We start from the raw sequence: 13,591 nt of genomic DNA, 5'->3' as shown, positions 1-13,591 counted from the left end.
ACTACTCTTTTAAATAAAAATCAAGTGTAATCCTCAATTTTTCGCAAAGTAGTCTATCGCCTGGTCCTTATCTTTCTGGATTTGGGAGATTAACTCCTCTATTCCTGAGAATTTTTGTTCGTCCCTTATTCTATCATACCATTCAATGAACACTTCTTCTCCGTAAATGGAAGTGTGGAAATCGAAAAGATGGACTTCGATTGTCAAAGAATAGTCGTCGGGATTTTTAAAGGTTGGCTTGTACCCGATGTTGCACACACCATCGAACCATTTATCATGAATTTTCATCCTGACTGCATAAACCCCCACCTTAGGGGTCAGATAGTCATCGGAGAGTTCGATATTAGCTGTAGGGAATCCGATTTTCCTCCCTCTTTTATCTCCGTGAATGACCGTTCCCTTCATTTTGAACGGTCTTCCAAGGAGATTTTTCACCCTGGATACGTCGCCTTCTTTAAGGTTCTCCCTTATCAAGGAAGAACTCACTTTCAAATCGAGATCAGCATCTGTCAACTTTGTAACGGTCGTGGAGGCGAACATATCGCGGGAATGGAAGGGCAGGGTCTCCATCGTCCCCTTCCCCATCCTGCCATATGAATAATCATATCCTGCTACGACATGCCTTACGTTAAGGCCGATAATATATTGATCGACGAAGTCCTGCGGAGTCAGATTTGCAAATTCAGACGTAAACCGGACAATGAATAAATAATCCACACCAAGTTCCTTTATGATTTCTTTCTTATCTTCCAAGGGTGTTATGTAGTGGATATGCTTGTGTTTATGACCCAGTACAACGGAAGGATGGGGATCAAATGTCATGACCGCGCTCGAAACGTCCTGTTCCTTCGCTTCTTCCACTGCTGCCCTGATTACCCTTTGATGTCCTTTATGAACGCCATCGAAGTATCCCAGAGCGAGTACCAGGGGTGGAAATTCATTCTTACTAATTGAATGGGGATGATGTACAGTTATTACTTTCACAGTATTTCACCTTTTTCACTAGTCGTTGAAAAGCACTTTGACAGGCTTGATGATCCCAGGCTTGTCAGGATGCCTCTGATAAATGGCGATGGCCTTGCCTTTATGCTCCATCACTACGGAACCGTCCTGCCAGTCCTCAGGCTCTTCAAGGCGTGCTCCGTTCTTCACTTTCTCTGCTAATGTATCACTAATCAGCATTTTCGGCAAATGAGAAAGCCCCATCTCCAGAGGAAGAAGAAGGTTTTGTGGATCTTCATTCTGAACAAACTCTTGTATCTGTTCAAACGTGAAACAATCTTCTTTTCTAAAACTGGCTGATTGTGTACGCGTAAGGGCGGACATATGAGCCGGATACCCCAGTCCATTCCCGATTTCAACGGCAAGCGTCCTCACATAAGTCCCTTTCCCACACACCACTTCAAAGGTGAATGAGGGATGATCAAGGTCTAACTCATTCCACTCCTCCAGTAATTGCAGCTTGTGGATATGTACAGTCCTTGAAGGTCTTTCGACTTCTATGCCCTGTCTCGCATATTCATATAACCGCTTTCCATTCACTTTGACTGCCGAAAACATAGGAGGGGTCTGGACGATGTCCCCAGTCAGACTTTGCAGGATTTCTTCGACCTCCTTCCTCCTGATGATCCGGTCCACCTTCTTTTCTTCAACCTTCTCTCCCCAAGCGTCTTCAGTTGTGGTGGAATACCCGATCGTGACTTCTCCTTCATAGGTCTTTCCGGATGCTGTTATATACTCCGCTATCTTGGTTGCGCGCCCGATGCAAATGGGCAGGACACCGGAGACTTCAGGGTCCAGGGTACCGGTATGGCCGACTTTTTTTGTTTTGAGGAGTTTCCTTAACTTAAAGACACAATCATGGGACGTCATTCCCCTGGGCTTCCATAAGGGCAGGATACCATTCATCTGTATTTCCTCCAGTATGTATTGTATTTGGTCCATATCTATAAAACATAAAGGGCTGATCCTCTGGAATTGTACTTCCGTCCGGATCAGCCCTTTCTTATTACTCTTCTGTATCTTTAGACTCTTCTGGTTCATCTTGAACTTTTCTTAATAAAGATTCAATATGGTTACCATAATCAATCGATTCATCAAACTCAAAAATAATTTCAGGTGTTTTACGCAGGCGAATTCTCTGTCCCACTTCAGAACGGATGAAACCTTTTGCCTTTGCAAGACCTTTAAGAGTATTCTCTCTTTGGTCTTCCCCACCCAGAACGGTAATATACACTTTTGCCTGTTGTAAGTCCCCGGATACTTGTACATCTGTAACCGTTACAAAGCCAATACGTGGATCCTTTATTTTTCGTCCGATAATATCGCTGAGCTCTTTCTTCATTTGCTCGCTAACACGATTCGCACGATGGCTCATCAATATCACCTCTTATATGTCGTTAATGGTTATACGTTGATATAAGGCGTTCCTTATAGTGACTCGATTTGGGTTTCCAGTCGTTCCCACTCAGGAAAAGAATCAATGAATTTCAATGCATGTTCAATCTCTCTTTCACTCGCTCCTTTGGAAGAAGCCACAGTGACGATGGCAATCCTTGTACGTTGCCATACATCCTGATGTCCGATTTCAGAAACCGATACATTGAATTTTTGTTTAAGACGTGACATGACCCTTTGAAGGACGGCCCGCTTATCTTTTAATGAGTGGGAGTCATAAATCATGCACTCACATTCAACATATGTGATCATTTACGTGTAATTTCCTCCATGATGAAGGCTTCGATGACGTCGCCTTCCTTCACATCATTGAAGTTCTTGATTGTAATTCCACATTCGTAACCTCTGGCTACGTCTTTTGCATCATCCTTAAAGCGCTTAAGGGCATCGAGTTCCCCTTCAAAGATAACGATTCCGTCACGAATCAGACGAACTCCACTATCGCGTGAAATCTTACCTTCTGTTACATAGCTTCCCGCAATCGTACCGACTTTAGACACTTTAAATGTTTGACGCACTTCCGCCTGACCGATGATCTTCTCTTCAAACTCAGGGTCAAGCATCCCTTGCATGGCTGCTTCGATCTCTTCCATTACCTTATAGATAATGCGGTGCAATCGAATTTCTACACCCTCTGCTTCGGCAGTACGCTTGGCATTGACGTCAGGTCGCACATTAAATCCTATTACGATAGCATTTGAAGCGGACGCCAGTGTAATATCTGATTCATTAATCGCCCCTACGCCTGTATGGATGATCCGGATATTAACACCTTCCACTTCAATCTTCATTAATGAAGCGGCCAGTGCCTCAACCGATCCTTGAACATCCGCTTTAAGTACAAGGTTAAGATCCTTCATTTCTCCCTGTTTCATTTGTTCGAACAGGTTCTCAAGACTGACCTTAGATTTCTCTCCACGCTGGGCTTGAAGCGCCTGGGATGCACGGGCTTCCCCAACGGAACGAGCTGTTTTCTCATCCTCGAATACGACGAAGCGATCCCCTGCTTGGGGAACATCATTCAATCCCGTGATTTCTACAGGAGCAGAAGGGCCAGCTTCTTTCACACGGCGACCAAGGTCATTGACCATAGCACGGACACGCCCGAATGTATTACCTACTACAATTGGATCTCCTACTTTTAACGTTCCGTTTTGAACGAGTAAAGTCGCAACCGATCCACGGCCTTTATCCAATTGAGCTTCAATGACTGTTCCTTGTGCAAGACGATCCGGATTTGCTTTAAGCTCTTCCACTTCACTTACAAGAACGATCATTTCAAGTAGATTGTCGATTCCTTCTCCAGATAATGCGGATAATGGAACGAAGATTGTATCTCCACCCCATGCTTCAGGAACCAATTCATATTCTGTAAGCTCCTGCATGACACGATCCGGGTTGGCAGCTTCTTTATCCATTTTATTGACAGCAATGATGATCGGAACTTCAGCCGCTTTCGCATGGTTGATTGCTTCAACCGTTTGAGGCATGACACCGTCATCGGCAGCTACTACAATGATAGCAATATCCGTCACTTTGGCACCGCGTGCACGCATAGTCGTGAAGGCAGCATGCCCAGGAGTATCAAGGAATGTGATTTTCTTTCCGTCCACTTCTACTTGATAAGCCCCGATATGCTGGGTGATTCCGCCAGCTTCCCCAGCTGTCACTTTCGTGTTTCGGATTGAGTCAAGAAGCGTTGTTTTACCATGATCGACGTGACCCATGATAGTTACGACAGATGGACGTTCCACTGTTTGCTCTTCTGTATCTTCAGTGAAATACACTTCAAGATCCGTAGCGTCTACCTTGATTTCTTCTTCCACTTCGACTCCGTATTCACCTGCGATCAATTCAATCGAATCTTTATCCAGTTCCTGATTGATGGTTGCCATGACACCAAGCATGAACAGTTTTTTGATGATTTCAGATGGTTCTTTGTGAAGCTTTTTGGCAAGTTCTGAAACCGTCAATGATTCTGAGAAAGTGATCTTTGATGGAAGTTCTTTTTTCTTCGCAGGCGTTTGCTGTTGAGGAGCCTGTTTGAAGTTTTTGTTCTGCTTATTATTTTGTTTGTTGTTTCTGTTTTTGTTGTTGTTGTTATTATTATTGAAGACCTTCTTCTCCTTTGATTGGTTCTGTTGATCGTGTTTTTTTCCTTCACGACTTTTCGGTGCTGTCTTTACTTTTTCCTTGTTTGGAGCTTCGTCTGACTTGGATGCACTTGATTTAGATTCTTTCGCGGCTTTATTTCCCTGCCCTTTTGAATCACCTTTATACATTGCATCTAATTTTGTTACTGCGTCATCTTCTATAGTTGCCATATGGTTTGATACCTCAATATTCAGTTGCTTTAATTTTTCGATCACATCTTTACTTGAAACGTTGTATTTCTTTGCATATTCATATACACGCATCTTGCTCATATGTTCACCCCCACTGAGATTCAATCGAGCAGTTCGGATAATTTTTTAGCAAAGCCGGCATCCATTACGGCGACGACCACCCTGGCTTCTTTTCCAATGGCTTGACCTAAGTCATGCCTGTTTTCCACTAAGCATACCGGGACATGATACGATTTACATTTGTCCGTGATCTTCTTGTTTGTATTAGCAGAAGCATCTTTGGAAAGAATGACAAGTTTCGCTCGTCCACTACGAACTTCTTTAATAACAAGCTCTTCACCTGAAATAATCTTACGTGCCCGATTCGCCAATCCTAAAAGTGACATCCAACGATTCTGATTCATACGCTAAACGTTACTCCTTCTCTACAAGGCTAATCAATTCATCGTAAAGAGATTCATCTATTTTCGCTTGTAATTGATTGGCTAAAGTATTTTTCTTTTTAGCTAATAAAATGACGTCTTTATCCTTCGAGAGATAGGCTCCACGTCCTGATTTCTTACCGGTAGGATCGATGGAAACCTCCCCTTCTTTAGATCTGACAATACGTATCATTTCTTTTTTCGGCTTCATTTCACCCGTTGCCACACATTTGCGCAAGGGGATCTTCTTATTTACACCCATCATGTCCACCTCTTAATCTTGATTTTCGAAATCAATATTTAAAGGCTCGTTGTCATACTCTTCCTCTTCATCCTGAGGCAAAAAGGCCTCTTCACGAGGATATAATCCTAATTCGCGTGCATCTGTTTCACTCTTGATATCAATCTTCCAGTTTGTCAATTTAGCTGCAAGACGAGCGTTTTGACCACGTTTGCCGATTGCAAGGGAAAGTTGATAGTCAGGAACCACGACCCTGGTTGCCTTATCTTCTTCATTCACCTGTACATCCAGTACTTTAGATGGACTTAGAGCATTGGCTACGAATGTCACGGGATCTTCCGACCACTGGACGATATCGATCTTTTCACCTTTTAATTCGTTCACGATCGCCTGTACACGGGCACCTTTGGTTCCCACACATGCACCTACAGGATCCACTTCAGGATTTTCAGCGTGAACCGAAATCTTAGATCGGTCCCCGGCTTCGCGTGCAACCGATTTGATTTCTACCGTTCCGTCAAAGATTTCAGGAACCTCGATTTCAAATAGTCGCTTCAATAAGCCCGGGTGTGTTCGTGAAACAAAGATTTGAGGGCCTTTGGTCGTCTTTTCCACCTTTGTGATGAATACCTTGATCCGGTCATGAGGTTTGTATGTTTCGTTAGGCATTTGCTCACTGACCGGCAGGAGGGCTTCAATCTTCCCTAATGCCACATAGATGAATCGGTTATCCTGACGTTGAACGATACCTGTCATGATGTCTTCTTCACGGTCCACAAATTCAGAATAGATAATTCCTCTCTCTGCTTCCCTCACTCGCTGAGTCACAACCTGCTTTGCCGTCTGAGCAGCAATGCGCCCGAAATCCTTAGGAGTCACTTCAAGTTCAACAACGTCTCCCACTTCGTAGCTTGGGTTGATTTCCCCGGCGTCTTCGACCGAGATCTCAAGACGGGAATCGAACACTTCATCCACGACTTCCTTACGGGCGAATACTCTCATCGTCCCCGTATCGAGGTTAAGGTCTACACGGACATTTTGTGCCTGGTTGAAATTTCGTTTGTAAGCTGACACAAGTGCCGCTTCAATGGCTTCAATGATGACATCTCTTGCAATGCCTTTTTCTTTCTCTAAAACAGTTAGAGCATCTAATAACTGAGTGCTCATGGTGGTTTCATCCCCCTTTATAGTGCGGTTAGTTCCTATGAAAATGTAACAGCCAATCGTGCGATGGCTATCTTATCTGTTGGAATTTCAACCTTCTTTTTTCGAGTCTTAATGGTTACTTCTAATGATAATTGGTCTGAAGTATAGGAAAGAAGTGTTCCCTCGAATGCCTTTTCGCCGTTCAATGGCTCATATGTCTTCACATAAACATTTTTGCCGATGGCTTTCTCGAAGTCCTTGTCTTTCTTTAAAGGACGTTCAGCACCCGGTGAAGAAACTTCTAAAAAGTAATTATGAGGAATTGGGTCAATTTCATCTAACTTTTCACTAAGTCTTTCACTTACTATTCCACATTCTTCAATGTCAACACCGGAATCTTTGTCGATGAATATCCGAAGAAACCAGTTGGATCCTTCTTTAACATATTCCATATCGATGAGTTCCAAAGACATGTCATCTAAGATTGGTGTCACAATTTCTTCTACTAGTGTTGTTATTTTGCTCATACTTACCTCCTGGTCTATATGAAAATCTTGCACCAAGACTAGAAATGATAGTTCAAAAAATGTCCATGTAATAACGAAAGAGTGGGGTGCGACCCCACTCTTCTACCTTTAGAGCTATCTTTAGTATTTCCAATAAAAATATACCATAATCAACATTTTTATGCAAACAATTCCCGTCGTATCGCTCTTAAAAGAGGGATAATTGGTTCTTATCCGGCAAGGCTTCAAGGCAGCCGTGATTATCCAGATATTCAATGATCGTCTTGGATACACGTCCCCTTTGCTGCAGATCTTCTTTCGAGAGGAATTCACCGGCCTGCCTCGCATTAACAATATTGATGGCGGCATTCGTTCCAAGTCCCGGGATGGAGTTGAATGGCGGGATCAAAGTATCTCCATCAATGACAAATTCAGCAGCCTCTGAACGGTAGAGATCTACTTTCTGGAACTTATAGCCCCTTTCGCACATTTCAAGTGCCAACTCCAGAACCGTTAAAGTGTTCTTTTCTTTCGGTGATGCGTCAAGACCTTTACTATTGATTTCCTCTATCTTGGCCCTTACAGCCTGCGATCCTCTTACCATCGCTTCGATATCGAAATCTTCCGCTCGAACGGTAAAATAAGCGGCGTAATAAAGTAGTGCATGATGCACCTTAAAGTACGCAATACGAACAGCCATTAATACATAGGCGGCAGCATGAGCTTTCGGGAACATATACTTGATCTTCAGGCAGGAATCGATATACCAATCCGGTACCCCGTTCTTCTTCATTTCCTCTACCCATTCATCCTGCAAACCTTTACCTTTACGAACAAATTCCATGATCTTAAAGGCAAGTGAAGGCTCGAGTCCCTGATAGATCAGGTATACCATGATATCATCACGACACCCGATTACTTCGCTCAGATTACAGATGTTGTTATGGATGAGCTCTTGTGCATTCCCCAGCCATACGTCGGTACCGTGGGAAAGACCTGAAATCTGGACCAGCTCGGAGAACGTTGTCGGCTTTGTATCTTCAAGCATCTGTCGGACGAATCTTGTACCGAATTCAGGGATTCCGAGTGTACCGGTCTTACACATGATTTGATCTTCCGTCACACCAAGGGATTCGGTACCGCTGAAGATCTTCATCACTTCAGGGTCGTCGGTAGGGATCGTCTTGGGATCGATCCCGGATAAATCTTGAAGCATACGGATGACAGTAGGGTCATCATGTCCCAGAATATCCAGCTTCAGTAGATTGTCATGGATGGAATGGAAATCAAAATGCGTCGTTTTCCATTCGGAATTCGAATCATCCGCAGGAAATTGGATAGGTGAGAAATCAAAGATATCCATATAATCAGGTACAACGATTATTCCTCCAGGATGCTGCCCGGTTGTTCTCTTGACACCCGTGCATCCACTTACCAAACGGTCAATTTCGGCTCCACGGATCTGAAGCTGATGATCATTCGCATATCCTTTTACATACCCGTAGGCCGTCTTTTCTGCCACAGTCCCGATCGTACCTGCTCGATATACATTATCTTCCCCGAAAAGAACCTTTGTATAATTATGGGCGTTCGGCTGATATTCCCCTGAGAAGTTCAGATCGATATCCGGAACCTTGTCTCCTTTGAATCCCAGGAAGGTTTCAAAAGGTATATCATGACCGTCTTTCTTATAAGGAACCCCGCAATCCGGACAGTCCTTGTTCGGCAGATCGAAGCCCGATCCGACTGAACCATCATCGAAGAACTCAGATTTCTTACAGGACGGACAGACGTAATGAGGAGGCAGTGGATTCACTTCGGTGATCTCTGTCATCGTCGCTACGAAAGAAGATCCGACCGATCCACGTGAACCAACGAGATAACCATCGTCCAACGATTTCTTAACCAGCTTATGAGAGATCAGATAGATGACCGCGAAACCGTGTCCGATGATACTTTTTAACTCTTTTTCGATCCTGGCTTCGACGATTTCCGGAAGATCTTCTCCATAGATGCTTTTCGCCATGGCATAACTCATCCGGCGCATTTCCTCGTCGGCACCTTCGATTTTCGGTGTATAGAGATCGTCCCTGATCGGCTTAATGACATCTACCATATCGGCGATCTTATTCGAATTATCCACTACGATTTCTTTAGCCGTCTCTTTACCAAGGAAAGAGAAAGCATCGAGCATTTCATTCGTTGTCCTAAAGTGGACATCAGGAAGTTCATGGCGATTCAGTGGATTGGCTCCACCTTGTGATCCCACGAGGATCTTCCGGTATATTTTATCCGTTTCATTTAAGTAATGAACGTTACCAGTCGCCACAACAGGCTTATCCAGTTTCCTTCCCAGCTCAACGATGTTTTGGATGATATCTTCCAGGTTCTTCTGACTTTGCACGAGATCTAATTCAATCAAATGCTGGTACACTTCTTTAGGATGAACTTCCAGGTAATCGTAGAAATGGGCCTTTTCCTCTACCTCTTCTTTCCCTTTCTGCATCATCCCTTCGAATACTTCTCCCTTGTCACAACCTGAACCTACGAGGATTCCCGTACGGTACTTTTGCAGTTGGGAACGCGGAATGCGTGGTACCCGGAAGAAATAATTCATGTGAGAAATGGAAACAAGTTTATAAAGATTTTTCAACCCTTCTTCCGTCTGGGCAATCAATGTACAGTGATATGGCCTTGAGCGTTTGTACGCATCACCCTTCCCCATATAATCATTGAATTGATTATGGTTCGTGATCCCTTTTTCGACTGCATCTTTCAACATCTTCAAAAGGAGATACCCAGTTGTTTCTGCATCATAGATGGCCCGGTGATGCTGGGTCAGTTCGATATCGAATTTCTTCGCCAGTGTATTCAGACGGTGATTCTTAAATTGCGGATAAAGCAGTCTTGCTAGCTCCAATGTATCAATGACGGGGTTGGAAGCTTTCTCGATACCGGCTTTTTGATACCCGGCATTCAAGAACCCCATATCAAAGGAAGCATTATGGGCGACCAGAATATCATCCCCTACCCATTTATGATATCTGATGAGGACATCATTTATCTCTGGAGCAGTCTGTACCATGTCGTCCGTAATACCCGTCAATTCAATCGTCGTGGCAGACAAAGGGTGGTGAGGGTTCGCAAATGACTCGAATTTATCTATGACCTCTCCATCTTTAATTTTCACCGCGGCGAGTTCAATGATGGTGTCGTATACTGCGGAAAGCCCCGTCGTTTCCACGTCAAATACAATATAGGTGCTGTCTTCGAGGGGAAGGTCGCGATCATTGTAGGCGATCGGTACCCCATCATCCACAAGATTGGCTTCCACACCATATAACAGTTTAATATCGTTTTTCTTACTTGCGTTATATGCTTCCGGGAAGGATTGCGCAACGGCATGATCTGTTATCGCAACCGCTTTATGACCCCATTTCTTCGCTTGGGATACAAGACTAGCAACAGAAGAGACGGCATCCATTTGACTCATTGGAGTATGCATGTGCAGCTCCACTCTTTTTTCATCGGCCGGGGCAGTATCAAGTCTAAGAACCGGCTTGATTTCATTCACATCATTGGCAATCATCACAAGGTCCCGAACAAATGTATCGTTTTGTATGCTTCCGCGGCAGCGGACCCACATACCTTTTTTCATGTTGTTCATGACTGCTGCGTCCTCTTTATCCCTGGAGAACATTTTGACCAGTATCGAGCTTGAGTAATCGGTCACCTTAAAAGTAAGCAGGGTGCGTCCGCTTCTGAGTTCTCTTGTTTCACAGTCGAACACATAACCCTCAATGGCGATACGGCGCTCTTCGTCATAAATTTCTTCGATTTTTCGGAAGTCAGCATCGTCCTTGATCGTAAGACCAAGCATGAATGGCCCACTCGGTGCATCACTTGGACCCTCTTTTTCTGCTTTTTCCATTTCAATAAGTGCCTGTTTTGCTCGTTCCTGATCCTCTTTTAGCTTTTCTTCCAAAAATTTCTCATATTCATTGCTTTGTTCTTCCACTTGACTTACCTCGGCATCCAGAACGAATCTGGGAAACCCGAAGTTTTCGAAAGTGGAGGTGATGATATCTCCGTATTTTCTTTTAAGCTGTGTTGCTTCTGTATCATTTGAAGCCTGAACAATGATTTTGTTTCCATTGATCTTCGGCTTTTGGGTATTTAATAATTTTAATAAGGGTGGTGAGATCCCTTGAATTTCTTTTACGCAGTCCTGCCAATAATCTAAAATATGCTGATCCGTCACATTGGGATTCAACACTTTAATCGAATAGCCTACATTGGCAATATGCTTAAAGGATGTCTGCAGTGCAATGGAAAATTTACTCCACACGTTACAAGGGATGATTTCTTCAAACGTGAAGTAAAAATGCCATTTCTTTTCCTTGCGGTACACTGCCAATTTCTCAATCTCAGCATGTCTGAAGTACTGCACAAAGGCATCCTCTGTTAAGCCTAACTGTTGCAGCAGCAATTGAAACCTTTCCCTTTTGCCCAGGGGCTTTTCTTCCATATTCCTTTCCCCCATTTCTACTCTTGGATCATTTTGTTTACAGAATAAAAAGGGCTGACAGCAAAAGGATGGCCTCCTTTAAAGTCGAGCCCTTTTAGATTTAAGAAAGAGTCTTGAATAGTTCTTGTAGCTTGGCGAGAAGTTCATCTTTATGAACCTCCAGCATTTCACCGGTTTTTCTAACTTTCACTTCAACGATTCCTTCTCCGGCTTTCTTCCCGACTGTTACGCGGATCGGCAGGCCGATCAAGTCTGAATCGGCAAACTTCACTCCAGGACGTTCAGCCCGATCATCCATTAATACATCATATCTGTTTTCTTTAAATGTGTCATAAAGTTCGTTCGATAGTGCGGCCTGTGCTTCATCCTTCATATTGATTGGGATTAAATGAAGGTCGTATGGAGCCAGATTCGTTGGCCATAAAAGACCCCTGTCATCGTTGAATTGTTCTGCAACCGCAGCTAAGGTACGGGAGACTCCTATACCGTAACAGCCCATAATGACGGATTGAGAACGGCCATTTTCATCAAGGAATGAGCTTCCTAATGCATCTGAATACCTGGTTCCAAGTTTGAAAACATGTCCCACTTCTATTCCCTTTGCGAACATGATAGTCCCATTTCCGTCAGGAGAAGGATCCCCTTCTTGAATGAAACGCAGGTCTGCATACTGGGATACCTCGAAATCACGTTCAGGATTCACATTGGTAAGATGATATCCTGTCTCATTCGCTCCTGTAACACCATTACGAATGTATTTGACTGCCTGATCAGCTACAATCTTCACATTTGACGAGCAGGGACCGACAGATCCAATTTCGCAACCTGTGACCTCTTTCGTTTCTTCAGCTGAAGCAAGCTCAACCACGCTTGCATGTAGAAGATTCTTCACTTTAATATCATTGATTTCGTGATCACCACGGGATAATACCAAAACAAATTCATCATCCACTTTAAATAAAAGCGACTTAATACATTGATCTTTCTCTACGGATAAGAAAGAGGATACTTCTTCAATGGATTTGACGTCAGGTGTTGATACCTTTTCCATTTTATGCATCTCTTCTGTGGATTGGGTGTAGGCATCCACCACTTCAGCCATCTCGATGTTGGCGGCATAATCAGATGAATCGGAATAGGCGATCGTATCTTCACCAACTTCTGATAGCACCATGAATTCATGTGTATCTTTACCGCCCATGGCACCTGAATCAGCAATGACCGCCCTGAAATTCAAACCGCACCGGCTGAATATGTTGGAATACGCTTTGAATAATGCATTATACGTCTCGTCCAGACTTTCAAATGATGAATGGAAAGAGTACGCATCCTTCATGATGAATTCCCTTCCCCTCAATAGTCCAAAGCGGGGACGTTTCTCATCCCGGAATTTCGTTTGGATCTGATACATGGTAAGGGGCAGGCGTTTGTACGATTTAATTTCATCCCTCACTAAGCTGGTGATGACTTCCTCATGGGTGGCTCCCAGGGCAAACTCACGATCATGACGATCATTCATACGCATCAATTCCGGTCCGTATGTTCCCCAGCGCCCGGATTCCTTCCAGAGTTCGGAAGGTTGAAGGGCAGGCATAAGCAGTTCAACAGCACCTGCTGCATCCAATTCCTCACGGATGATTTGTTCTACTTTTTTCAACACTTTATTTCCCAGTGGCAGAAAGCTATAGATCCCGCTGGCATTTTGTCTGATGAATCCCGCACGCATGAGAAGCTGATGACTTTTGATTTCTGCATCAGCAGGTGTTTCCCTCAGTGTCGGGATGAATGTATTTTGTTGCTTCATTTACTAGCACCTCATACCGTAAATTATTTATGTAGTGTAAGAATTTCCTTCTCACTATTTTAACTTAAATGAACAGGCAGTAACACCCTCATTTTTTGATTGCAAAGGGAGAAACTGCCTGTTTTGGTTCATTCGTTGAATT

The 13,591-nt window shown here is 43.7% G+C and carries 11 protein-coding genes; all 11 read right to left on the bottom strand.

Annotation, left to right across the window (positions count from 1 at the left end; translation table 11 throughout):
• Positions 1–33: 33 nt before the first annotated feature.
• Entirely contained in the window at positions 34–984 is a 951-nt protein-coding gene (ribF, locus tag M1J35_RS12465) for a bifunctional riboflavin kinase/FAD synthetase (protein WP_061809960.1), read from the bottom strand.
• An 18-nt stretch (positions 985–1,002) separates the two neighbouring features.
• Positions 1,003–1,908, bottom strand: coding sequence for a tRNA pseudouridine(55) synthase TruB (truB, locus tag M1J35_RS12460; protein ID WP_159361882.1), 906 nt, complete (start codon positions 1,906–1,908; stop codon positions 1,003–1,005).
• A 100-nt stretch (positions 1,909–2,008) separates the two neighbouring features.
• Complete coding sequence (gene rbfA / locus M1J35_RS12455) at positions 2,009–2,377, bottom strand: 30S ribosome-binding factor RbfA (protein WP_060669663.1); 369 nt, start codon at positions 2,375–2,377, stop codon at positions 2,009–2,011.
• A gap of 53 nt (positions 2,378–2,430) precedes the next feature.
• Positions 2,431–2,709, bottom strand: a complete 279-nt coding sequence (locus M1J35_RS12450; protein WP_061809958.1) for a DUF503 domain-containing protein — start codon at positions 2,707–2,709, stop codon at positions 2,431–2,433.
• Complete coding sequence (infB, locus tag M1J35_RS12445) at positions 2,706–4,883, bottom strand: translation initiation factor IF-2 (RefSeq protein ID WP_224520245.1); 2,178 nt, start codon at positions 4,881–4,883, stop codon at positions 2,706–2,708. Before infB ends, M1J35_RS12450 begins: the two co-directional genes overlap by 4 nt.
• A 20-nt stretch (positions 4,884–4,903) precedes the next feature.
• Positions 4,904–5,206 (bottom strand): YlxQ family RNA-binding protein, encoded by a 303-nt coding sequence (locus tag M1J35_RS12440; protein ID WP_061809956.1) that lies wholly within the window; start codon positions 5,204–5,206, stop codon positions 4,904–4,906.
• A gap of 10 nt (positions 5,207–5,216) precedes the next feature.
• Positions 5,217–5,486, bottom strand: coding sequence for an RNase P modulator RnpM (gene rnpM, locus M1J35_RS12435; protein WP_034760146.1), 270 nt, complete (start codon positions 5,484–5,486; stop codon positions 5,217–5,219).
• Positions 5,487–5,498: 12 nt separating this feature from the next.
• Positions 5,499–6,632 (bottom strand): transcription termination factor NusA, encoded by a 1,134-nt coding sequence (nusA, locus tag M1J35_RS12430; RefSeq protein WP_061809955.1) that lies wholly within the window; start codon positions 6,630–6,632, stop codon positions 5,499–5,501.
• Positions 6,633–6,667: 35 nt separating this feature from the next.
• The gene (rimP, locus tag M1J35_RS12425) at positions 6,668–7,138 is read right to left on the bottom strand and encodes a ribosome maturation factor RimP (protein WP_034760152.1); all 471 of its coding nucleotides are present in this window, start codon (positions 7,136–7,138) and stop codon (positions 6,668–6,670) included.
• 187 nt (positions 7,139–7,325) lie between these two features.
• Complete coding sequence (locus tag M1J35_RS12420) at positions 7,326–11,645, bottom strand: PolC-type DNA polymerase III (protein ID WP_159361879.1); 4,320 nt, start codon at positions 11,643–11,645, stop codon at positions 7,326–7,328.
• A gap of 100 nt (positions 11,646–11,745) precedes the next feature.
• Positions 11,746–13,449: a proline--tRNA ligase gene (locus tag M1J35_RS12415; RefSeq protein WP_254651341.1), complete on the bottom strand. Its 1,704-nt coding sequence runs from the start codon at positions 13,447–13,449 to the stop codon at positions 11,746–11,748.
• Positions 13,450–13,591: the final 142 nt, after the last annotated feature.

This window comes from Rossellomorea sp. KS-H15a (assembly GCF_024195245.1).
GTDB classification, from domain to species: domain Bacteria; phylum Bacillota; class Bacilli; order Bacillales; family Bacillaceae_B; genus Rossellomorea; species Rossellomorea vietnamensis.
This window is presented reverse-complemented; position numbering and strand designations above follow the sequence as displayed.